The organism is Alkalibacterium sp. MB6 (assembly GCF_009935905.1).
In the GTDB taxonomy this organism is placed as follows: domain Bacteria; phylum Bacillota; class Bacilli; order Lactobacillales; family Carnobacteriaceae_A; genus Alkalibacterium.
The window spans coordinates 13311-36543 of record NZ_PREX01000001.1; the positions used below are offsets into that span (position 1 = coordinate 13311).

Sequence of the window (23233 nt, forward strand, 5' to 3'; positions counted from 1 at the left end):
ATTGAATACAAAAATACGCCCTCCATAGAAGTAACCATTAGGTTTGCCTTCTATGAAGGGCGTTGTGTATCTTCATAAATAAGGAATCGCTCATCAATCGGGTCAATCCCCACTTTGAATAACAGCAAGGATGCCTTTTTCAAAGGACAGTTGAGCATCATGGGTGAGGATTTCATTACTGACTAACGCCATTGGGTAGGTGTATGTTGCTTCACTTAATAGATACTTCATGCCTGAAAGGGTCAAGTTAGTCACTGGCGTCATGCCAATGACTGACATATACGTTTTGTCCTCTTCTTTTTGAATCCTATGCTGACCTGGTTTCAAAAAACTTAGCGTATTTTGCTTATTCTTAAATATCAGTTTTTCAAGAATCGATTCAAACCTTGGTTGATAAGCGAAAAATAACAGGCTCAATAGATGGTCGACTCTGCCACCCATCCAATTATATAGGATCATTTGCTCTGGGTTAAAGGTTTCCCATGCCCGACTGATAGCCAGTTCTGCATCCGTGTCATCTTTGTCTGCTTTAAATTCCTCAAGGCGGTCTGTATAAACAGCTAATTGCTTTTTCTCTTCAAGCGTAATGGAGTCGAAGTCTCCTAAAGCCAGATCAATCGGAATCCCTCTTTTATAACACTCGACAGCTCCACCGTCTACGCCTATAATCACATCTGTTTCTTTAGGTGTCGGAAATAAAGCATCTGGATCTGGGGCACCAAGAACAATATGAGCGGTCTTAATCACTGGCCGTCACAGCCTCTTTAAGCGCATCAATTGGGACTTTCACGTCTTTTGCACCGTAGATGTAAGAACCGGCAACAAACACATTCGCTCCCGCTTGAGCACAGGCTTTGGCTGTTTCAGGATTAACGCCACCATCCACTTGTATATCGAAAGCCGTATCGTGTTTTTCCTGCCAGTCTTTTAACTGACGTATTTTCGTTAAACTGTGCGCAATAAAGCTTTGACCACCAAAACCTGGGTTTACAGTCATCACCAATACCATATCTACCATCGGCAAGACATCTTCTATGGAAGAAACGGGTGTCGCTGGATTGATGACGATACCCGCTTTTATTCCTTTTTGCTGTATCATTTGAAGGGCACGGTGGACATGCTTGGTACTTTCCACATGAATAGAGATAACGTCCGCACCTGCATTGGCAAATTCTTCAATATAATATTCTGGATTATTGACCATCAAGTGGCAGTCCAAAGGCAAGGACGTATGCGGTCTTAATGCTCTGACGACATTTGCCCCAAAGGTCAGGTTAGGCACAAAGTTTCCATCCATTGAATCAATGTGAATCCAGTCGGCACCTGCTTGTTCAACTTTTGCTACTTCGTTTTTTAAATCAGCGAAATCAGCACTTAATATAGATGGTGCAATGATCATCTGCGATCCCCTTTCTTCCCATACTTAGGTTTTCTATTTTGTACTTCTTCGAGTAAGGACAGATAGTTTTTGTAACGGAATGCTTCAATCTCTCCTGAATCAACGGCTGCTTTTACAGCACAATTGGGTTCGTTTTGGTGAATGCACCCACTAAAGCGGCAGTCTTTTCCATGCTCCCATATTTCTGGAAAACAAGTCGGCAGTTCTTGTTCATCGATGACTTCAAACTGAATCGCACTGAAACCAGGAGTATCAGCGATTAAACCTCCAAGCATAGGGACCAATTCAACATGACGAGTCGTGTGTCGACCCCGTCCAAGTGATTTAGACGTTTCCCCTGTTTTGAGTTCAAGAGTCCTATCCATTTTATTTAGTAATGTGGATTTGCCGGCACCAGACTGTCCCATAAACACGGAGGTTTTTTTCTCCAATTTTGGTCTGAGTAAGTCATGAATCTCTTCAGATGTCAACACCACTCCTTGTTCAGGCAAGATCACCGTATAGCCTATCTTTTCATAAGCTTCGCAAATCAGCTTAATGTCTAGATAGGTTTCTTCAGACGCAATATCGGTTTTTGTGACATAAATAACCGGTTCAATATCATTGTATTCCAAAGTTACTAAATTACGGTCCAAAAGCGACACAGAAAAATCCGGATCGCTTATAGACATGACCACGACACCCACATCAACGTTCGATACAGGCGGTCGTTTCAATTCATTTTTTCTTGGCAGTATGTCTTCTAAGGTCCCTTCTTTATCTGTTCCATAGGTAAAATACACATGGTCTCCAACAAGGGGTGTGATATTATCTTTTCTAAATATACCCCTAGCACGAGTTTGATAAATATGTCCCTCTTCAGAGTGGATATAATAAAACCCACTCAACGCTTTAATGACTTGACCCTTATCCAAGCAAACACACCCTTCCTAATCGTTTGGTCCGATTCCACTCTCTTCCATTATAAGCTCTCCGTCTCGGTAAACTCTATAACTGGCCGTTCCTTCTTCTTCAACAACGAAATTTAGGAAAACAACCGTGTTTTCAGTAATATCAAATTCTCTATAAACAGTATCAAACGAATGATTGGCATCATCAATATAAATTTCGATACGGTTCGGTTCTGGTGAGGCATCTTCTGCTTCTTCCTCTTGTGTTTCCTCACCTTCGCCAGTTTCTTCACCCGTTTCAGCTTCTTCTTCTGTTTGCTCCGGTGTTTCCTCTTCGGGAGCCACGTATTCAACTGTAATAGGGTACTCAAATTGAATGTATTCTGGCTCTTCTGGTCCAGTTGAGATGACAACAGAAATGCGTTGTCCGGAAAAGACTTCTGTCCCTGGATCAGGTGATTGACTTGCTACTTGGCCTTCTGGCACGGTATTCGATGGTCCGGATGTAAAGTTAACTGATAAATTCAAGTCTGTCGCGTAACGGTCTACCCCGTCTTGCGTGTAGCCAGTTAAATCCCGTAAATCATAACCTTGAGGCCCACTACTGACGACAAGGGTTACAGTCGTTTCACTTGGGACGACATCTTCTCCTGGATTAACACTTTGTGATAAGACGGCGCCAGCGTCAACCGTGTCACTATACTCTTGAGTACTTGTTACAGAAAAACCAAGAGTGGTTAAAATGGCTCGTACTTCTTCGTAATTATCTCCCACATAATTGTCCATGCTGACACTTTCTTCACCCAAACTGACGTATAAATCGACTTCAAATTCTTCTCTAACAATGAATCGTTCGTCTGGGCTACTCCGTATAACCACCCCAGCATCCACTTCTTCATTGTGCTCTTCAAAGACTTCTCCAACTAAAAGATTTAAATTAGCTAGTCGCTCTTCTGCTTCTTCCAAAGTCAAACCTGATAACTCGGGAATCGAGACTTCTCTAGGTCGAGTCATGCTGAATATCAGATAACCTACAAAAACGAGTAGGAGCAACATAATGGTAGACAATATCCCTTTTTTAGATTTCTTTTTCTTTTCGTTACCCTCGCCATCCTTACTAGGATTGGCAGTTTCCGTCGGCTTTCCAGGCTGACTAGTTTCGCTAGCCACAACCTTCTGCTCAGGCGTGGTTACGGGTAAAGGTGTCAAGATACGAGTGGAATCATCTACGTTTGATTCCGGTTCAAATTTTGCTTCGTTGGCTCTTGATGGCGATAAAGCCGTCACCAAGTCTTCTTTCATTTCTCTAACTGATGTGTAGCGTTGATGTGCTTCTTTGGCTGTTGCTTTTAAAACGACATTTTCCAAAGGTTGAGGAATAGATGCATCCCGTGCTCTTAATGAAGGCATGTCTTTTTGGAAATGCTTCAATGCGATAGAAACGGCCGATTCGCCATCAAAAGGCACTTCGCCAGTCAATAACTCATACAGTAAAATACCCAAAGAATAAATATCGGACTGTTTTGTAGCCATACTACCACGAGCTTGTTCAGGTGAGACATAATGAACAGATCCGAGCAAGGAGTTCGTCTGAGTGATTGAGTTTTCAGATAAGGCAACCGCTATGCCGAAATCAGTGATTTTAACTGTATCGTCTTTATCGATTAAGATGTTTTGTGGTTTTAAATCTCTGTGTATAATATTATGGGCATGGGCATACTCAACAGCATCCAATATTTGCTTCATGATATTAATCGTTTTTTTGTAAGCTATTGGGTAATGGTCTTTAATAAACTCTTTTAAATCACTGCCCTCAACATATTCCATGACTATATATTGGTTTTCCTCTTCACCTACATCTACTACGTTAACGATGTTTGGGTGAGTCAGTTCAGTCGTTGACAACGCTTCTCGTTTAAATCGGCGAATGCTGGCTTCATCATTATGGAAATTATAGGCCATCAACTTAACCGCTACTTCTCTTTCCAGTATTAAATCTTCTGCCAAAAAGACATTAGCCATGCCGCCTGAGCCAATTTCTCTAATAATCTTATACCGATTGCTTATGCGTTCTCCGGATTTCATCTCGATTCCTCCTTCCCTTTTACTGTTTGAGCTTCTTCATTGGTCGAATGTGGGTCGATTAGACAGACAGTGATGTTGTCTGTTGACCCATTTAATAAGGCTTGTTCAACCAATTGGCTTGCTTTTTCTTCAAGCGTCCCGTTTTCTTCTAAAATAGACGAGATAGCTGTCTCTTCCAACTCATTTGATAAGCCGTCTGAACATAACATGATTAAGCTGGTTTCTTCGGTGTTAAGGATAAAGAAATCAACTTTTACTTTATCAAATACACCTAAAGAACGTGTCAAAGCATGCCGTTGACGATGTGTTCTGGCTTCGTCTTCAGTGATTTCGCCACTTAATCTCAGCTCATTGGCAAAAGAATGATCGACGGTGACTAACCTCAATTGGTTCTTTGTTAATTGGTAGGCTCGACTATCGCCGATGTTTCCAATAATGATATCCCCATTGATAAAGGCGGCAGCTACTAGAGTTGTCCCCATGCCATCAAGGTCAGTGTAGCGTTTAGCGACTCGATAAATCCGTTGGTTTTCTATGTTGATATGCTTCTCTAACCAAGCTTGACTCTCCACTGTCGTTAAACAGGCAGTCTGCTCCCATCGGTGGCCTAATTGAAGAACAGCCATTTCACTCGCTATGTCACCCGCTTTATGACCACCCATCCCATCACATAATATAGCTAACAGTTGATCGGATTGATTGACAAAAAACTCGACGTAATCTTGATTGATTGCACGTTTACCTATATGGCTTTTTTTGTATAGTTTCAGTTTTATTCACTCCTGAACGGTTCATTCCTGTGCTTTTGTTTATGTAATGCCTAAACGGTGCCATTCAGTTACTCACGACACCTTAAAAGCATCTCATTATCTTTTTCTGATACTGGCTATAAAAAATCCATCTGTCCCATAATAGTGTGGATACAAATGAAGAAATCCTTCTTTCGATTTTGCCAACTCCTCATGATGGGTGTAGACAGGTTCTAAATCAAATGTTGGATTCTCTTTTATAAATTGCTTAACGACTTCATCATTTTCTTTTTTAGTAATGGTACACGTACTGTATATTAAACGGCCACCCTTTTTAAGTAGTGGAGCTACACTATTTAAAATATCACCTTGTACTTTTTGTAAAGACAAAATATCCTTCATTGATTTTTGATACCGAATATCTGGTTTACGCCTCATCAGACCTAAGCCTGAACAAGGGGCGTCAACTAGGATTTTATCGAACTGTTCGTGCTCTAACTGGTCAGCACTCTCTCTGGCGTCCATTTCTTTAACCTTCACACGGTCTTGTACCTTTAATCGGTCAGCATTTTCTAAAACACGTTTCAGTTTATTGGCATGAATATCAAGGGCCAACACACTTCCACCAGCCTCTTTCGTTAGAAAAGTAGCCATGTGTGTGGTTTTGCCACCAGGTGCTGAACAGGCATCTAAAATCCGATCGCCTTCTTCTACTTGCATAGCTTCTGCTACCAACATGGAACTTTCGTCTTGAATGGTGATGATGCCCTCTTTAAATAAACTAGACTGCACAGGTAAACCATTTTCACAAATCAAGCCATCTTTTGCGACTTCACTTTGCCTGACGTTAAAGCCTTCTTCTTGAAGTTGCTTGATGACCTCTGTTACCTTCATGAGTGTTGTGTTGACTCTTAAACTAAGTTTTGCTCTAGAAGACAATGATTCTAGAACCTTTTCCGTTTCATCTATACCAATTTCTTCCTTTAATAAACCAACAATCCAATCAGGGTAGCTGTATTGAATGGCTAAGCGCTCGTCACTATTTTCAATAGCCGATACTAAACGGGTGCCATCACGGTCAATTGACCGCAACACCCCATTCACAAAGCCGGATGTTCCCTTGTGACCGCGCTTTTTTGCGATGCGAACCGCTTCGTTAACGACAGCATGCATGGGTATTTTATCAAGAAGAGTCATTTGATACAAGGACAGTCTGAGCAACTGCTTTACCCAATTGTCTATTTTCTTTTGCTTTTTGATAAAGGGCTCCAATTGATAGTCTAACAAGCGTTTATTTTGAATGACGCCATATACCAGCTCAGTCAAAAACGCTCGGTCCTCAGGTGTTAAAGATGCTCCTTGAACGGTTTCGTTTAGTAAAACATTACTGAATGACTGGTTTTTTTCTACTTTTTCTAAAATAGCGACGGCTAAATACCGGCTAGTTTGACTAATCGGCTTGGGTTGACTTTTATTCGGATGATTCTGCAAAGTGCATCCCTTCTTCCAAATAATTTAATGCCCCTGATAAAAAGCTCTCCACAGGCATTTTCGCTTTTCCAAAAGGCTGAACTACTTTGAGTGACAGAGCTGTCCCGTTTCCACAAGCAACCACTAGATTTTTCTTGTCTAGCTGGATAATGGTTCCTGGTAACTCATCCGTTTTTTGTTCAGTCACTTTCGCTTCCCATAGTTTAAATCGCTCACCGTTAAGTGTAGTATACGCTCCTGGAAATGGATTCATGCCTCGTATTTGATTTGCAATAACTGTTGCTTGTTTATCCCACTGAATTTGTTCTTCTTCTGGTTTAATCATTGGGGACAAGGTCACGTCTGCTTCGTTTTGTTTTATAGGTGTGATCGTGCCTTCGAATAGGCCAGGCAAAGTATCGATAAGCAAATCCCTTCCTAATAAACTCATTTTTTCAAATAATGTTCCGACATTATCGTCTTCTTCAATAGGTAAGGTCCGTTGACTAATGATATCACCGGCATCCATTTGTTTAACCATATACATAATCGTCACGCCTGTTTCTTTTTCACCATTGATTAACGCATAATGAATCGGCGCTGCTCCTCTGTATTTTGGCAGCAAGGAAGCGTGGACGTTAATGGCTTTGAACCGTGGTGCATTGAGTAAGGTTGTTGGAACATATTGGCCATAAGCTGCCGTCACAAGTAAGTCTGGATTTAACGCTAAAATGTCTTTCATTTCCTGTGAGCCTGATAATTTTTCAGGTTGAAACACAGGAATATCATAGTCTAGTGCTTTTTTCTTTACTGGAGGCGGAGTGACGAGCTTTTTTCTGCCAACTTTTCTATCCGGTTGGGTGACTACTGCAATGACGTCTACGTTAGACTCATTAATTAAAGCATCCAATATCGGCACCGAAAATTCGGGTGTACCCATAAATACGACTCTGTACATCATGTTTCACTCCTCTTTAACTCTTTCAATTTAATCCTTTAAAGCGTGTATTATATAAAATCAAGTGGCTGATAGTCGATGGAAATCATCACGCCTTTACTCTGCTCTTTTTGAGTGGCAGATAATAAGTCGTGCAATTTAGCCATCAACTTCTCTTCTTTTTTGTATTTTATCATCACTTGGAAATGGTAACGATTATGCGTGCGGGCTATCGACCGTGGCGTTGGTCCTAAGATAATGCTTTGATCAGATAAGGCCGGTTTAATAAAGTCCAAGTACTGGGCTATTTTTTTAGCAGCAGTCATCTCATTTTCATGACTAACTGATAATTTAATCAAGTAGAAATACGGGCTGTACTCACTAATATGTCTTAAGTGCATTTCCTTTTTATAAAAGGAATCGTAATCATGCTGCTTAGCTAATTGAATCGCATAATGATCTGGATTATAAGACTGAACAATGACTTTACCTTCTTTTTCACCACGTCCAGACCGTCCACTGACTTGGGTCAGTAATTGAAAGGTTTTTTCTGCCGAACGGAAATCAGGTAAACCAAGTGACGTATCCGCATTAATGACACCAACCAAGGTTACATCAGGGAAGTCTAATCCTTTAGCAATCATCTGTGTTCCGAGTAGAATATTGGCTTCTTTATTTTCAAAAGCTTTAAAGAGCTTCTCGTGGGCACCTTTACGACGAGTCGTATCCACATCCATTCGAATAATTCTAGCATCTGGCAGGAGCTCCTTCAATTCTTCCTCAACTTTTTGAGTACCTGTCCCAAAATAGCGAATGGATCGGCTGGAACAAGAGGAACAAATAGAAGGAATCCCTTCTTCGTGGCCACAGTAATGGCATTTCATTGTTTTGGTATCCATGTGAAGCGTCTGAGAAATATCACAATTCGGGCATTCTAATACGAAGCCGCAGTCTCTGCATAAAACAAATGAGGAATAGCCTCTTCTATTCAATAAGAGAACTGATTGCTCGTTCAAATCGATTCGTTTTTGCAATTCCTCTTTTAAAGTCGCCGAGAACGTCGAGTGGTTGCCTTGTTTCGCTTCTTCTCGCATATCAACCACGCTTACTTCTGGTAAGGATTGGTTATTTGCCCGTTTGTTCAATTCTAGTAGGGTATAGACCCCTTTAGTGGCACGTGCTCTGGACTCCAGTGATGGTGTGGCACTACCTAATATAACTGGGCAGTTATGATAGTCGCCTCTCCAAATGGCCACGTCTCGCGCATGATATTTAGGGAACTCTTCTTGTTTGTAGGTGGTTTCATGCTCTTCATCGATAATAATTAACCCAATATCTTTAAGGGGCGCAAAAATACTTGAGCGAGCGCCGACAACGACTTTGGCTTCCTCATTTTCTATCTTACGCCATTCATCGTACTTTTCCCCGTCAGACAAGCCGCTGTGAAGGACAGCCACTTCTTCTCCAAACCGGCTTTTGAATCGGTGAACCATTTGGGGCGTCAGTGCTATTTCAGGAACAAGCATCAAAGCCCCTTGACCTTTTTCAAGGACTTCGGCGATGGACTGAAGATAAATTTCTGTCTTACCACTTCCCGTTATGCCTTTAAGTAAAAAGACATCTGGACGGTTAGCTTCCATTGCTTCATTTATTTGCTTGTAGGCTACTTTTTGATCGTCTGTCAATGTCATAGCTACTGTCGGGGTAAACGTCGTGGAAGCGAAGGGATCTCGGTAGACCTCTTCTTCAATAATGTCGCACCAGCCTTTTTCCACTCCCGTATTGATAACGGCAGTCGATACCCCTTTTTCTTTAAAGGATGCTACAGTGGCTGCTTCTTTCCCCGCCTGTTGCAATAACTCCACTAGTCGTTTTTGTTTAGCTGCACGAAGAGATAGGCTTTCTTTTATCTCTGCGTATGCTTCAAAGCTTAATAACGGCTTTACTTTTCTTATGGTTTTCATATTCTTCTTATCATGCACATCGTATTCAATGCTTAATTTTTGTTCTTTTACTAATTTTATTGCCTGGTCTAACACACCTAACTCTTCAGCTCGCTCCCACTCTAAATCTTCTTTCCCTTTAAAGACTTCCCATAACAGGTCTTCAGGAATGTCATCAATGATTTTAAACCGTTTCGTATAGGTCGCTCTTAAAACAGCGGGAAGCATCGTCTGGTATAACTTCACTTGGAAACTGAAGGTTAGATGGGACAAATCTTGTCCAAGTTTAATTAATTCGTCTGTCAGTACTGGATTGGCATCCATGACAGTCGATATGTTTTTCATCTCTATATCTAAATCGAGTGGTAACTCGTCATGACGAACGTCGACGACAAACCCTTGAATACATCGAGAGCCTTGACCAAAAGGTACGATGACTCTCATGCCTTTACTAACTACCGTACTTAACTCATCAGGCACTAAATAGGTATAGGGTCTATTCGTCTGTAACGTTGGGACATCAACGATCACATCAGCAAGCAGGGGCATCTTACCTTTCCTTTCTTTTAAAAACTATCAATCAGTCCATGACTTTTAGGGATCAGTTACCTTCTAAATGGTCGGCTACCCAGTGCATGATATCCATAGCGATTGATTCTTTTTTTTTCAATTGGATGACTTTAGGTTCATGGTCATGTGTGAAGAAGATGACCTCATTATCATCCGAATCGAAGCCTCTGTCTTTTTTACCGACATCATTCGCTACGATCATGTCGGCCTGTTTATTAAGTAGTTTCTGTTGAGCGTATTCTTCTAGCTTCTCTGTTTCAGCAGCAAAGCCAACTAAATATTGATTCGCTCTTTTTTTACTACCCATTTCTTTTAGTATATCTGGATTCTTTTTAAGTGATAAAGTTAATTGATCTTGTTTCTTCATCTTCTGATCCGATGTCGACTCTGGCGTATAATCCGAAACGGCCGCTGACATAACCAAAACATCTGTTTCATTAAAATAGCGATCTACAGCACTATGCATCTCAAGAGCTGATTCGACAGACACGCGTTTAATTTGTGAGCGTGTTGAAAGAGAGCTGGCGGTTACCAAAGTAACATCGGCGCCTAGTTGCCATGCGGCTTCTGCCACAGCGTGACCCATTTTCCCGGAAGAGTTATTTGTTAAATACCTAACCGGATCGATTCGTTCCTTCGTTCCCCCTGCCGTCACCAGCACTTTTTTTCCAGTTAAAGGCAAAGTCGTGTTTTGTTTGCGTAAGAAGTATTCGAATTCTTCAACGATTCGTTCTTTTTCAGGGAAACGACCTTTTCCGCTGTACCCTTCTGCTAAAAAGCCAGTATCAGGTTCCATGACGTAAATCCCTCGGCCTCTTAACAATTGACTATTTAATTGAGTCGCTTCATTGTCGTACATATTCCCATTCATCGCCGGCACAGTAAAAATAGGGCTTGTCGTCGCAAGCAGCGCAGACGTTACAAAGTTGTCTGCTAAGCCGTGAGCAAGTTTCGCCAATGTATTCGCTGTTAGAGGAGCCACCATAGACGCATCCGCCCAGTCAGCTAAATGGATGTGGTTCACGACTTCAGGCGTCTCTTCGTCAAACGTATCAATGTGGACCTTATGTTTACTCAGTACTTGAAAAGTCAACGGAGACACAAATTGAGCAGCCGACGGTGTCATAGCCACTTTTACCTCTGCCCCTTTTTTTATTAGTTCTCTCATCAAATCAACAGCTTTATAGACTGCAATACCACCTGTTACAAAAAAGGCAATCTTTTTTCCCTTTAACATGGTCTCACCCTCGCTTTATATTTACTCACCTATTCTACCAATAAATACACTCGGTGTCTGTATATTCGGCGTACTTTCGTAAGACTTAAGAATGGAGGGAAAGACAAATCAGTCACTTGAGCAAGCGTTCCTTTTATAACCAGAAAAAACCTCTGCTCCACGTCTCTTGAAGGGTTCTCAAGTATAGATGTGGACAGAGGCGATATGACTCATTTATTTGCTGATGCTATCAGGATCAAGGACTAAATCTCCAGAAATGATTTCTTCCAAAGCTTTCCCTACGTTCTTTTTGCTTCCGTAAGTATCCAGCATTTCAGTTGCCGTATTATTATGCAGTTCTTTAGCACGTTTGGCTGCTAAAATAACTAATGAATATTTCGAATCAATTTCTTTAAGCAAGTCGTCCTGCGAAGGATATAACAACATCTACTCCAGCTCCTCAATAATTTCAGTAAATTCTTTTAGATTTCGTGTCACTTTCAAGTGTTCACTTTCAATAATATTTCTAATCTTCCTTGCGGCATTATCAACCGTGTCATTTTCCACAACATAGTCATAATATTGAATCAATTTTAATTCTTCAACGGCTTTCTTCATTCGTTTTTCAATCATTTCATCCGAGTCCGTTCCGCGATTAACAATACGGTTTTTTAGCTCCTCAAGATTAGGGGGCGACAGAAAAACAAATATTCCCTCCGGCATTTTTTCTCTAACCTTCAGTGCGCCTTGAACTTCAATTTCAAGAAATACATCTCTGCCTTTATCCAACGTCTCATTCACGTATTCTAAAGGTGTGCCGTAATAGTTTCCTACATATTCTGCGTATTCCAGCAGTCCGCCTTCCTCAATTAACTGTTCGAATTCTTCTTTCTTTCTGAAGAAATAATCGACAGCTTCGACTTCCCCTTCACGCTTTGGGCGGGTAGTCATTGAAACAGAATAATCAAACTCATTGGTGTAATTATCAAAGATTGCCTTTCTGACTGTTCCTTTCCCGACTCCTGAAGGTCCGGACAATACGATTAATAATCCTCTAGCTTTCATTAGTACTTCCTTCCCAACACATACTTCTTAAAAACTTATCCTCAATTTTACCATATATATTAGGAAAAGGAAAACAAATTTTCATTTATCGTTATGGTTGCGCTTACGGATGTACTGGCAAAAGAGTGCGATAATAAATGGAAAAGGTCTAATAGTAATAAACAACTGATATAATGGGTTAGTCACGTTCATTCTGTCGTTATCAATCTGCTCAATAAGGTAAGCAACCATTTGCCGGTTAGATAGTAACGGTTGTGTTTCTAAAAAGTGATCGGTCCACTCTGAACCGCTTAATACAAAAGGTAAATCAAATGGATTTGAATCTGAACTTCTCTTTTCCCTGAGTAGGATACTGACTCGCTTATCTATTTCTTGGCAAAAATCAGTAACAGCATACCGTCTGTCTGGTAGTATATTGAGTAATTTACCAGTTATTTCCATTAAAGCAAGAAAAACAGTCTGTTCATCTATTGTCCCATCCCACCTTTTGTTTAACTCTCTATATAAAGCGAGCTGGCGATTCTCATTTTTAATGTAATCGTAAAAATCACTTAATCGCTCACCTTCTAAAAACTCATGTAAGGCGACAAGAAACTGTTCGCTTTCACGCTTAACATCATCGGCTTCAAAACTATACCAATTGCCTACATAGTGACTTGGGTAGGCAAGCTTCATGGTTTCATCGTAGCCTAGACGGATATTTATTTCTGTTCTGTCTTTATCAAATAAAAGCATATCTCCAAGTGGCCATCTGCTTTCAATCCATAGCGTCTCGCTTTCGTCTAGCCGGTAATCCTTTTTAACGAGTCCAGGCCCTTTAATATCCACAATAATGAGTTGGTCAAGTGCTTTATCTAACGCCATATTGATGGGGATATTATTCAAATATCCTCCATCAATATAAGGGACCCCATTGATTATCGTTTTTTCCATCGCCGGGTAAAGGGAGGCACTTGCCAATAAATAGGTGTTCAGTTCGCCTTTTGGAATATCATCTAAGAAAAAGTATTCAATTTGTCGAGTTGATAGATTCGTTGTCGATAAACCTAAGTCAATCCCACTGTGACGAATCGCTTCTTCATTGGGTAAGTATTGACTAATCATGTCTTTTAAAGGCTTGGAGCTAATGCCTTTATCTCTTACTAATTTGATAAGGAAGCCGGTAAGTGATCGGCGGTAATCTTTAAAGCTATCAATATCAAGTGGCAAGTTGACATCAAGAATCCGTCCAGTTTCAATCTCTTTCCACATCCGCTCCGCTTCCTTTACATCTCCAAGCGCATATAAAGCTGCGTTTAAAGCACCGACTGATGTCCCTGTAACGATAGAAGGCTTGTAGCCAATATCTTCCAACGCCTTCCAAACACCAATCTCAAAAGCGCCTCTTGCCCCACCACCACCAAAGACTAGGGCTCGTTTCGCATCACGTTTTCTAAAAAATGAATTCAGCACTCCATCACCTCCCCTTTGGTCTAAGTATAACTGACTATGAGTATCTTTGAAAGCAAGGTGCAACGGTTTGCTTAGTTACTTATTCAGTTGCTTATTTTCTTTCTTCATCTGCATTAACAATCGTATCTTTTTCTTCTACTTTCAAAACAATAACTTTTCCTGGTCCTTCAATCTTATCTACAGGTATTTGTTACTTTATACGTCTCCTATCAACTTGGGTTCGTTATAGATGCGAAAAAGGAGGAAGCCAATTAGCTTCCTCCTTTTTGTTCTATTTATTTTCTATTTTTCTATTCTTTTTTTCGAAAGTCAAAATGATTCTTTCTACCAACTATTTTTTTATGTATACCATCCAGTAGGTACAATTCTCTAATCTTTATCGATAAAAAAATACAGCCTAAAAACACGACCAGAATAGAATGAGATAAGGGATCTATTAAATAAAAGACTATTAAAAATAAAATAGAAAGAACTAATACTAAAAAAAGCGAAGTTATTGCTTCCCTCTTTTCTATAGTGAAATTAGTCAACCACTATTTACTCGTATAGAAAAACAAACTGCTATTGATAGTGTGAATATACCATAAAAAAAAGCGGTGTCAATCATGCAAAAAAATTTGAGTATTAAAATAGAGTATAGTCGCACGTCTCTTTTTTCTACAATGCAAAAAAGCCACCCGTAAAGTCAGATTTCATTTTAATCTGCTTTACGGGTGGTTTTTTCGATTTTTTTAATTATTGTCCCATGTCTTTTACTTTCATGAGTCGAGTAATTGCCGCACGTTCACTTTCATCCAATTTCATTTGAATAAAGTAAATCGTTTCTTCCAATTGAGGAATGGTCATATACTCTAAAGCATTAACTCGGCGTCTTGTCTTTTCGATTTCATCGGCCATCAGCTGGCACGTTTTTTCAATCTCAGCCAATTCAAGCATTTGTGGCATGACATCAATTAACGAATCAAAGGTTAAATCGAGTTCGCCATTCGAATTCAAGAATCCATAGCTCAAGTCACTTGATTCTTCATCTGGATTGACATATCGAAAATGCATCTGTGGGACACGCACACTCATAATGTTTTTACGGTCAATCTGTAAAGACACACTGCGACTGGGCACTGCCATCAACTCTTCAATATAATTTTCATGAAGCAAGGATTTAGCCATGGAAAACGACTGCATCGCCTTCTCCAGCTTTTCTTCAACAACATTTCTGAGTTCATTGTTTTTTCTGATCAAGAGGATGAACTGACGCATCAGTTCATCTTGCTTGTCCTTCAATAGTTTATGCCCTCTAGTTGCCAGACTTAATCGTCTCTTTAAATTGGCAAGTTCCATTCGAGTGGGATTGACATTTAACTTAGCCATTTACCTCACTCTCCTTTTGGTAGATACTTGTCCAGCATATCATCTTTAATACGTTTAAGTTCAGCACGTGGCAGAACTTTCAGCAAGTCCCATGCAAGATCCAATGTTTCTTGAATGGTTCGGTTTGTGTAGTTCCCTTGGTTCACGTATTCTTTTTCAAATTTATTTGTGAATTCAACGAATTTTCTATCTGTTTCAGATAGGGCTGCTTCACCTAATACAGCTGATAACTCTTTCGCTTCTTTACCTTGAGCATAAGCCGAGAACATTTGGTTCATAGTAGCCGCATGGTCTTCACGCGTTTTACCTTCCCCTGTTCCTTTGTCTTTCAAACGAGACAAGGATGGCAAGACATCTATTGGAGGCTGGTAACCTTGGTTATACAGCTCTCTAGATAAAATGATTTGCCCTTCGGTAATATACCCGGTTAAGTCAGGTATGGGGTGAGTAATATCATCTTCCGGCATCGTTAAAATTGGAATCTGAGTGACCGACCCTTTCGTTCCTGTCAATCGACCGGCACGCTCATACAATGTTGCCAAGTTCGTATACAAGTATCCTGGGAAGCCACGACGGCCTGGAACTTCACGACGAGCCGCAGAAATCTCACGCAAAGCTTCCGCATAGTTGGTCATATCAGTCATAATAACTAAGACGTGCATGTCTTTTTCAAAGGCCAAATATTCAGCAGCTGTCAAAGCCATACGTGGTGTAGCAATACGCTCAATTGCAGGGTCATCTGCTAAGTTAATGAAGACAACAGAACGGTCAATTGCTCCGGTTTTCTTAAAGTCATTCATAAAGAACTCGGCTTCTTCAAAGGTAATACCGATTGCTGCGAAAACAACCGCGAATTTCTCATCAGAATTGGTTACAGATGCTTGACGAGCAATTTGAGCAGCCAATTCTTTGTGAGGCAGTCCTGAACCAGAGAATACGGGTAATTTTTGACCACGTACTAAGGTATTCAAATGGTCGATTGTTGAAATACCCGTTTGAATAAATTCATCTGGGTAATCACGTGCAATAGGGTTAATGGCAATCCCGTTAATATCTAAACTTTTTTCAGGGATTAAATCCGGACCGCCATCATTTACTCGACCCATGCCATCAAATGTTCGTCCGATCATGTCTTCTGATACATCCAATGTTAAAGGTTTAGCTAAAAAGCGGACCTTTGTATCTTTTAAGTTAATACCGGTTGAGCCTTCAAACAACTGAACAACAGCCTCGTCTCCATTTATTTCAAGAACTTGACCTCTTCGTCTTTCACCTGTTTGCATTTCAATATCAACCAGCTCGTCGAATTTAACGCCCTCAACACCTTTTACAGTCATTAAAGGACCGACAACTTCGGAAACTGTTTTATATTCTTTAAGCATCTGACTCAACACCGCCTTTTTCTAAAACCTTACGAACATCTGTCTCGATTTGATCGCGAATTTCGCCAATACGGGACATCTCTTCTTCAGGAATAAACTTCATACGTCCAATACGTTCTCGCACGCCATCTGTTCCTTCAATAATTTCATCATAATATGCACCAAGATTCATTGCTTTAATCGCTTCATCTTCATAGTGCAAAATAGTTCGCAGCATTTCATATTGTTTATCTCTTGACGTATAGGTATCCACGTCATCAAACGCGTTTTGCTGTAGGAAGTCTTCTCTAATCATACGAGCAGCAACTAATTTCAAACGGTCGCGTTCTGATAGGGATTCAACCCCAACCAGACGAACAATTTCTTGTAATTCTGATTCATCTTGTAAAAGTGATTTAGAACGCAAGACCATGCCATTCCAATCGACGTTTAGCTGTTTACCAATATACTCATTTAACTCATTTGAATAGAGTGAATACGATGATAACCAGTTGACAGATGGGAAGTGACGTCTTTGTGCTAATGAACTATCCAGTCCCCAATACACTTTTGCCACACGCAAGGTGTTTTGAGTAACCGGCTCAGACGTATCTCCTCCGGGAGGCGATACGGCACCAATGGCCGTGATACTACCTTGGCGTTCGTCGCTACCAAGAGCAACCACGCTGCCTGCACGTTCATAGTACTCAGCTAAACGGCTACCTAGATAAGCTGGGTAACCCTCGTCACCAGGCATTTCTTCCAAACGGCCTGACATTTCACGTAAAGCTTCTGCCCAACGAGAAGTGGAGTCCGCCATAATGGCAACAGAATAACCCATATCACGGAAGTATTCCGCAATAGTGATACCTGTATAAATAGATGCTTCCCTTGCAGCAACTGGCATGTTTGATGTGTTGGCGATTAATACCGTACGCGCCATAATTGACTCACCAGTTGATGGGTCAATCAGTTCTGGGAACTCGTTAATAACGTCAGTCATTTCGTTTCCACGCTCACCACACCCAACGTAAACAACAAGATCTACGTTTGCCCATTTAGCAATTTGGTGCTGAACAACGGTCTTTCCTGCTCCAAATGGCCCTGGAACGGCAGCCGCTCCACCTTTGGCGACCGGGAATAACGTATCTATAACTCGTTGGCCGGTGATTAAAGGTTCAACAGGATTCAATTTCTGGGCAATAGGTCTGCTACGACGAACAGGCCACTTTTGCATCATTGAAAACTCTTTGTCTCCCTCTTCTGTTTCCAGTACATAAACCGTATCCGTTACAGTAAAAGAGCCACTTTTAATGCTCTTTACTGTTCCAGACACGCCATGTGGCACCATAATACGGTGTTCAATCACATTTGTTTCTTGTACCGTTCCGACAATATCCCCTTCAGATACGCGAGTTCCTTCTTCTACTTTAGGAAGGAATTCCCATAGTTTATCTCTGTTAAGAGGTTCAATCGTCATACCTCTTTCCAAAAAGTTACTCTGCGTTTTTTTCATAAATTCATCAAGCGGACGTTGAATACCATCAAACATCTGAGCGATCATGCCTGGAGCTAATTCAACTGACAATGCCTCTCCTGTTGTTTCAACACTTTCTCCAGGGCCGACCATTGAGGTTTCTTCATAAACCTGAATAGAAGCGACGTCGCCTCTCATTTCAATAATTTCACCGATAAGGCCTAAGTTACCTACTCGGCATATATCTTGTATATTGGCTGTTTCCATCCCACTAGCCGTAACTAAAGGACCGGAAACACTCACAATTGTTCCTTTACTCAAATTCGTACCCTCCTATAAAATATTTTGACCCACAGCCTTCTCAACATTCTGCTGGACACGACGTTTTCCTATGCCACGAGAGCCAGCATGATTAGGGATCAAAATGATGGCAGGTTTCATTTTTTTATCATACCGTTTGATTGTATCAGGAACCATCTCTGCCAATTGTTCCGTCAAATAGATGACTCCGTAATCTTTATCTGCCAAACTGTCAATCAGTCGGCGGGTTTCTTTTGCTTCAGATGCGAAATAAACAGAAAAGCCAAGCATCTTAAATGCTAAAACTGATTCTTTATCTCCTATAACACCTATTTTACTGGCCATAGTTCATACGCATCCTTTCTCTAATGTGCTCAGCTGACACGCCGCTTTCTTTACCTGTCAAAATCAAACGAAGGTTTTTCACTTCAATTTCTTTAGCATAGATATAAGCAAGAACCGGCATGGCACCAAATGCTTGCAAGCGAGCCTCTCTCATTCGTGTCATGTAAGCATTATCTGTTTCAAAGTCAACTTTAACGGTAGATAATTCACCTGTTTCTGAATCAACACATCGGTCAATTAATTGGCGATACTGTGTGCCTCTAAAATACTGAAGCACAGCCGAATAATCTTTATCAGCCAAGTCGACTAAGGCTTCTTTTGGAATCGAACCAGAACTGGACAAGACCGTCGTTAAAAAGTTCCGTGTCCGTTTTTGCTTCATCCCACGTACCAGAGTGGATAGATTATTGTAATCAATCATTGTTTCCACTACTTCTGGAATCTCAGGCTCTTGCGTCTCATCAGCCAGTTGTCTCAAATGTGTAAAATAACGTCTGTCTAAGATAATATCGACTGCTTGAACATTCTGATATTCTTCATAGTCCGTTTTCACTTCATTGATACTATCTAAATAAGCTTTTGGCAACACATCCGATTCCCCTGTACGAACAGCTTGACGGAGGTCTGACAGTGGGTAACGACCGATTGGTATAACTATATGACTAAGGTCTTGATTAGTCACTTCTTCTTTAAATAATACTTTCAAGTTATGGTACGCATACCTTAAGCCAGCCAATTCGATCAGTTCCTTATTAGGTACTATCTCGAATAGTTCCTCAAAGGTTTGGTGCAGTTCATTCATAAACATGGAATCATAATCTCTATCTTCTTTAATACGGTCCACATCGTTACGGTAAGGTGTTTCACGCAAGACATTGACTGCCTGTTCAAATGACTCGGCAGACAGCATTCTTTCGTAATGAGCTCGAGTGAGGAGGTCATTCTCATATATACGAATGAGGACGTTACTTGATCCATACACTGTATCTTTCAAAATGATTCCTCCTCTTTAAAATAAGTCTTTAGATATATCTGATAGCAAGTCTGGTTTAATATCTTCGACCAATGAATCAAACAAGAAGTTATAATCGATTCCATCTTTTTCAATAATTAACCCGGATTGCTTTTGAACCGTTTCATTCGCCAATTCAACCGTCATCGTTTTAGGTGCCTGTGTCTCCACCCATTTTTGATCTAGTAAATTAGCTGTTTTTTCACCTAACACGAGTCTTAATTCACTGCCCGCTTCAAACTGATTCAATACGCCCAAAGCAAAACGCTGGAAATCCGCTCGTTCGATTTGGTCCAATTGTTTTTTGACATCCTTAAACACTTTATCCAAGACCACTTGTTTAGCCCCCAACAGTTGATTACGTTTATCAATCTCAAGGGTATTTTTCTTAATCGTGTACTCGTTTTGTGATTTTAGTGTCATGTCTTCTCTTGCTTGCTTTTCTCTAGCGACTTCTTTTGCTTTAAATGCTTGAATATCATCTTCAGCTTGTACTTTAGCAGCTTCTATACGTTCTCTAATCGCTGCTTTTTCTTTTTCTACTACTCGTTCAGTTAATAGTTTTAAATCTGCCATGGTTTCCCTCCATTCAATATCAAAGTAAAGAAAGAAAGGAATTCAGTTTCATTCGCAAAAGCCTATTCATCTTTCACTCACTTCATCTAAATTCCTTCGCTTTATTAATTATACAAAGATAATCATCATTAGAGAGATAACAAAACCTAAGATAGCATATGTCTCAACCATCGCTGAGAAAATAATTCCTTTTGTTGTGTGTTCTGGTTTTTGTGCAAGTATTTGCATAGCTGCTGCAGAAACGCGTCCTTGTAATGGACCAGAAATTAAACCAGTTACCCCTACTGGAAGTCCAGCGATTAGGTAGTACCAACCCATTGAAGGGTCGATGTTAGCGCCTAAGTTGATTGTAATCAATAAACCAATAACGAAACCATATAAACCCTGTGTAGCAGGAAGCATTTGTAGTACCAATGCCAAACCAAATTTTTCAGGTTGTTCTTTAACCAATGCAGCTGCTGTTTCCCCTGCTGCTCCAACCCCTCTTGACGATCCGATACCAGATAGGATAACAGCTAACGCTACCCCAATTGCTCCAAATACCATACCTAAGTTTTCACCGAAAAATAGTAAGAAATTATCCATTATTATTGTCCTCCATTATTTATCTAAAATTTTTATTCTTTTATTGAAATGTGTTTCTCAAGTGTTTTGAGCGGTGTCAGCGGCTTGCCTCCACCTTCATAAAACTTGCCGAAAAACTCAACGTACTGAAGACGAGATGTATGCACATACGCGCTCAACATGGTTAAACCAATATTTATTGCATGCAAGGCAACCATGAGTAATAGCCCGACAGTAAATCTAAAGATTGGAGGCAATAACCCAACAATCATATTAAAGGCCATTCCGATATTGGCACTCGCTACTGCTAAAGCCATTAAACGGGTATAACTGACTGCGTCTCCAACATAACCAGAGATGCCGTAAAGATTGTAAAGCCCTAAACCAAGTCCTAGTGCTTTATTCGAATTGGCTAACATACTGATAATTAAAATACCGATCACATTAATCACAGCAAGGATAATACCCGCTTGAGCGACTAAATCGTTATTAAAGACCATTGATCCTAATACCCATATGACGATACCAACAAGAATCATTGCCCAGGCGAAGCCATCGACATAAGCTGAAGACTTGTCGTTTTCGCTTGTCTTAATCACACCATTTAAAATTAAGCTGTAAATCATTTGAATTAGTCCCAGTGCGACAGACAATATCATTACTGTCAGGACATCATCTTGAAGTGATAAGACATTAAATGGCAATTCGGCTCCAAATATACTCCCGAAAAACAATCCAAAAAACATGGTTGAGTAGGAATTAATATGAAGGAACTTCATAAATCTAGCAGCGCCACTTTTGAGGTGTAACAATTTTAATGCTGCTAAGGTAACCCCAAATAAAAGCAGACCATAACCTAAATCGGCACTCATTATACCGAAGAATATAATGAAGAAAGGCACCATATGACCAGTCGGATCAACTCCTCCGTAACGTGGGAAGGAGAACATTTCCGTAATCATTTCAAACGGTTTAACGATCGTGTTGTTTTCAAGTACGACTGGTACATCTTGATACTCATCAACATCAATATCGTCGGTCAGTATCGCCACATTACTATCGCCACTTGTGTCTAACACAAATGCCTTCAAATCGTCGGCTTTGGCTTCTTCAATCCATCCAGTAAGCAGGAATAAATGTTCACTATTAACCAACAAGTCTGTTGCTGTTTTTCGTTCAGACAGATTGTAATAATATTCTTCGGCCAACTCCAGCTGTCTGTACTGCTCTTTCCACTGCTTCATCTCTAGTTTGATGGAGCTCACTAATTCTCTTTTCTCTTTTTGAGTTAAGAGATTCTGATACAAGGCATCTTCTGGTAGTACCTTGTACTCATAGTTAACTTCTTGAAAGCTGTATTGATTGGTTATTTGAGTTAATTTTTTGTGCTCTTCTTTTGGAAGTATGATGAGATAAGCATGCTCATCTCCTCTAATATAAATCTCTTCAAAATAAATTCTGCCATTTTCTTTGAACTCGTCGATCATGGGCGCGGCATGTTCTTTATCAACAGAACCGATCAACACGTCCATTAATCTTAAGTGAGCAACTTCCTCTGGCAAAAAGTTAAGGGAACGCCATCTTCTTAGATAGTCTTCTTCTTGTTTTAAGTCTTTCATCTCTTCGTCAAGCTGATTCAACTGCTTCTCTTTTTGAGAAACTTGGCTGATGACGCCTTCAATATCGTACTGTTCGACGCGCTCTTCCAATTCCTTCAATGTAAAGACTTCTTTTTTGGTTCTTAATTTCTCTAGGGTGCCTGGACCAGGTACAAAATCGTCCAAGTAGTTTAACGTGTATCTTATATCTTGAAGTGTCTCACTGATATCTGCTAAAGCAGTAGTATCAGCCGGGGTTTGTTCGCTATTCAAACCGACTAGCATGGTTTTTCCCATTTCCTCGCCTAAAGACATCACTTCAAGACTCTGCATTTCTTGAACACTTTTCAGAATCTCATCCTTATACTCTTGTTCAGCAAGAATGGTCAGTTTTTTCATTTTAGCTATTGCCATATCGACGCAACACCTCCTCTGCTATTCGAGTGGCTAATGAATCTTTCTTTTGTTCATAAGCTAACTCATAACGTTCGGTTTCTTTAGCAACTTCTTGATGAAATTGCTCTTCATCTTTTGCTAGTGCCACTTGTGTTTCTTGATTGCTTTCTTTTTGAAACGCATCAATAGCTGAATCTGTTTCTTGTTTCATTCGTTCTATTTCTGCTTCTTTGTGTTTTTTTATTTCCTTGATTTCGTCATCGGCTCTTAACCTCAGTTCATCAACCCGAGCTTCTGCTTCTTTGACATAGTTAATCGCTTCTCGGTTCATTATAATCCCCCTTTCAAAAAAAGGGCGTAGCTAACAAGCTTCTTCTCACCCCAGAAGAAATTTACCTTGAAAGCTAACGCCCAACCGTTTAATTAATATTTTAATCTCACTTCTATAATTTTAACACAC

General features: G+C 40.3%; 21 protein-coding genes and 1 other annotated feature. All 21 genes read right to left on the bottom strand.

The genetic code is table 11. The features are described from left to right. Positions 1-102: 102 nt before the first annotated feature. Positions 103-747, bottom strand: coding sequence for a thiamine diphosphokinase (locus tag C3945_RS00065; RefSeq protein ID WP_161877637.1), 645 nt, complete (start codon positions 745-747; stop codon positions 103-105). Beyond that, the gene (rpe, locus tag C3945_RS00070) at positions 740-1399 is read right to left on the bottom strand and encodes a ribulose-phosphate 3-epimerase (RefSeq protein WP_161877638.1); all 660 of its coding nucleotides are present in this window, start codon (positions 1397-1399) and stop codon (positions 740-742) included. The genes C3945_RS00065 and rpe overlap by 8 nt, the downstream gene beginning before the upstream one ends. Next, complete coding sequence (rsgA, locus tag C3945_RS00075) at positions 1396-2313, bottom strand: ribosome small subunit-dependent GTPase A (RefSeq protein ID WP_161877639.1); 918 nt, start codon at positions 2311-2313, stop codon at positions 1396-1398. The genes rpe and rsgA overlap by 4 nt, the downstream gene beginning before the upstream one ends. 15 nt (positions 2314-2328) lie before the next feature. Further along, positions 2329-4374: a Stk1 family PASTA domain-containing Ser/Thr kinase gene (gene pknB / locus C3945_RS00080; RefSeq protein WP_161877640.1), complete on the bottom strand. Its 2046-nt coding sequence runs from the start codon at positions 4372-4374 to the stop codon at positions 2329-2331. Next, the gene (locus C3945_RS00085) at positions 4371-5150 is read right to left on the bottom strand and encodes a Stp1/IreP family PP2C-type Ser/Thr phosphatase (protein WP_161877822.1); all 780 of its coding nucleotides are present in this window, start codon (positions 5148-5150) and stop codon (positions 4371-4373) included. The genes pknB and C3945_RS00085 overlap by 4 nt, the downstream gene beginning before the upstream one ends. Positions 5151-5240: 90 nt before the next feature. Next, positions 5241-6614 carry a 16S rRNA (cytosine(967)-C(5))-methyltransferase RsmB gene (gene rsmB / locus C3945_RS00090; protein ID WP_161877641.1) on the bottom strand — a complete coding sequence of 458 codons (1374 nt, stop codon included), beginning with the start codon at positions 6612-6614 and terminating at the stop codon, positions 5241-5243. After that, positions 6595-7551 (bottom strand): methionyl-tRNA formyltransferase, encoded by a 957-nt coding sequence (fmt, locus tag C3945_RS00095; protein ID WP_161877823.1) that lies wholly within the window; start codon positions 7549-7551, stop codon positions 6595-6597. Before fmt ends, rsmB begins: the two co-directional genes overlap by 20 nt. Positions 7552-7601: 50 nt before the next feature. Continuing rightward, positions 7602-10022, bottom strand: coding sequence for a primosomal protein N' (gene priA, locus C3945_RS00100; RefSeq protein ID WP_161877642.1), 2421 nt, complete (start codon positions 10020-10022; stop codon positions 7602-7604). Positions 10023-10074: 52 nt separating this feature from the next. Then, on the bottom strand, positions 10075-11280 hold the full coding sequence (gene coaBC / locus C3945_RS00105) for a bifunctional phosphopantothenoylcysteine decarboxylase/phosphopantothenate--cysteine ligase CoaBC (RefSeq protein ID WP_161877643.1): 1206 nt from the start codon (positions 11278-11280) through the stop codon (positions 10075-10077). 213 nt (positions 11281-11493) lie between these two features. Further along, on the bottom strand, positions 11494-11706 hold the full coding sequence (rpoZ, locus tag C3945_RS00110; protein WP_161877644.1) for a DNA-directed RNA polymerase subunit omega: 213 nt from the start codon (positions 11704-11706) through the stop codon (positions 11494-11496). Next, positions 11707-12324, bottom strand: a complete 618-nt coding sequence (gene gmk / locus C3945_RS00115) for a guanylate kinase (protein ID WP_161877645.1) — start codon at positions 12322-12324, stop codon at positions 11707-11709. Positions 12325-12405: 81 nt separating this feature from the next. After that, positions 12406-13776 carry a patatin-like phospholipase family protein gene (locus tag C3945_RS00120; protein WP_161877646.1) on the bottom strand — a complete coding sequence of 457 codons (1371 nt, stop codon included), beginning with the start codon at positions 13774-13776 and terminating at the stop codon, positions 12406-12408. A gap of 735 nt (positions 13777-14511) precedes the next feature. After that, on the bottom strand, positions 14512-15144 hold the full coding sequence (locus tag C3945_RS00125) for a V-type ATP synthase subunit D (RefSeq protein ID WP_161877647.1): 633 nt from the start codon (positions 15142-15144) through the stop codon (positions 14512-14514). Positions 15145-15149: 5 nt separating this feature from the next. Further along, entirely contained in the window at positions 15150-16526 is a 1377-nt protein-coding gene (locus C3945_RS00130) for a V-type ATP synthase subunit B (RefSeq protein ID WP_161877648.1), read from the bottom strand. Beyond that, complete coding sequence (locus tag C3945_RS00135) at positions 16519-18303, bottom strand: V-type ATP synthase subunit A (RefSeq protein ID WP_161877649.1); 1785 nt, start codon at positions 18301-18303, stop codon at positions 16519-16521. The genes C3945_RS00130 and C3945_RS00135 overlap by 8 nt, the downstream gene beginning before the upstream one ends. A gap of 12 nt (positions 18304-18315) precedes the next feature. After that, the gene (locus C3945_RS00140) at positions 18316-18627 is read right to left on the bottom strand and encodes a V-type ATP synthase subunit F (protein ID WP_161877650.1); all 312 of its coding nucleotides are present in this window, start codon (positions 18625-18627) and stop codon (positions 18316-18318) included. Further along, on the bottom strand, positions 18617-19621 hold the full coding sequence (locus C3945_RS00145) for a V-type ATPase subunit (protein WP_161877651.1): 1005 nt from the start codon (positions 19619-19621) through the stop codon (positions 18617-18619). Before C3945_RS00145 ends, C3945_RS00140 begins: the two co-directional genes overlap by 11 nt. A 15-nt stretch (positions 19622-19636) precedes the next feature. Beyond that, positions 19637-20215, bottom strand: a complete 579-nt coding sequence (locus C3945_RS00150; protein ID WP_161877652.1) for a V-type ATP synthase subunit E — start codon at positions 20213-20215, stop codon at positions 19637-19639. A gap of 108 nt (positions 20216-20323) precedes the next feature. Next, the gene (locus C3945_RS00155; RefSeq protein WP_161877653.1) at positions 20324-20800 is read right to left on the bottom strand and encodes a V-type ATP synthase subunit K; all 477 of its coding nucleotides are present in this window, start codon (positions 20798-20800) and stop codon (positions 20324-20326) included. Positions 20801-20832: 32 nt separating this feature from the next. Next, on the bottom strand, positions 20833-22791 hold the full coding sequence (locus C3945_RS00160) for a V-type ATP synthase subunit I (protein WP_161877654.1): 1959 nt from the start codon (positions 22789-22791) through the stop codon (positions 20833-20835). Continuing rightward, entirely contained in the window at positions 22778-23104 is a 327-nt protein-coding gene (locus C3945_RS00165; protein WP_161877655.1) for a hypothetical protein, read from the bottom strand. Before C3945_RS00165 ends, C3945_RS00160 begins: the two co-directional genes overlap by 14 nt. A 39-nt stretch (positions 23105-23143) precedes the next feature. Continuing rightward, positions 23144-23190 (bottom strand) — a sequence feature (sodium ion sensor (DUF1646 type); this cis-regulatory element may regulate processes involved in with the transportation of sodium ions). Between the last annotated feature and the right edge of the window lie 43 nt (positions 23191-23233).

What these genes read in the sequence shown, in the direction of transcription:
- C3945_RS00125 (WP_161877647.1), bottom strand. Translation starts at nt 15,144, where the DNA reads ATGGCTAAGTTAAATGTCAATCCCACTCGAATGGAACTTGCCAATTTA.
- C3945_RS00150 (WP_161877652.1), bottom strand. Translation starts at nt 20,215, where the DNA reads ATGGCAGATTTAAAACTATTAACTGAACGAGTAGTAGAAAAAGAAAAA.
- priA (WP_161877642.1), bottom strand. Translation starts at nt 10,022, where the DNA reads ATGCCCCTGCTTGCTGATGTGATCGTTGATGTCCCAACGTTACAGACG.
- C3945_RS00140 (WP_161877650.1), bottom strand. Translation starts at nt 18,627, where the DNA reads ATGGCCAGTAAAATAGGTGTTATAGGAGATAAAGAATCAGTTTTAGCA.
- C3945_RS00165 (WP_161877655.1), bottom strand. Translation starts at nt 23,104, where the DNA reads ATGAACCGAGAAGCGATTAACTATGTCAAAGAAGCAGAAGCTCGGGTT.
- pknB (WP_161877640.1), bottom strand. Translation starts at nt 4,374, where the DNA reads ATGAAATCCGGAGAACGCATAAGCAATCGGTATAAGATTATTAGAGAA.
- C3945_RS00155 (WP_161877653.1), bottom strand. Translation starts at nt 20,800, where the DNA reads ATGGATAATTTCTTACTATTTTTCGGTGAAAACTTAGGTATGGTATTT.
- C3945_RS00160 (WP_161877654.1), bottom strand. Translation starts at nt 22,791, where the DNA reads ATGGCAATAGCTAAAATGAAAAAACTGACCATTCTTGCTGAACAAGAG.
- coaBC (WP_161877643.1), bottom strand. Translation starts at nt 11,280, where the DNA reads ATGTTAAAGGGAAAAAAGATTGCCTTTTTTGTAACAGGTGGTATTGCA.
- C3945_RS00130 (WP_161877648.1), bottom strand. Translation starts at nt 16,526, where the DNA reads ATGCTTAAAGAATATAAAACAGTTTCCGAAGTTGTCGGTCCTTTAATG.
- fmt (WP_161877823.1), bottom strand. Translation starts at nt 7,551, where the DNA reads ATGTACAGAGTCGTATTTATGGGTACACCCGAATTTTCGGTGCCGATA.
- rpe (WP_161877638.1), bottom strand. Translation starts at nt 1,399, where the DNA reads ATGATCATTGCACCATCTATATTAAGTGCTGATTTCGCTGATTTAAAA.
- rpoZ (WP_161877644.1), bottom strand. Translation starts at nt 11,706, where the DNA reads ATGTTGTTATATCCTTCGCAGGACGACTTGCTTAAAGAAATTGATTCG.
- gmk (WP_161877645.1), bottom strand. Translation starts at nt 12,324, where the DNA reads ATGAAAGCTAGAGGATTATTAATCGTATTGTCCGGACCTTCAGGAGTC.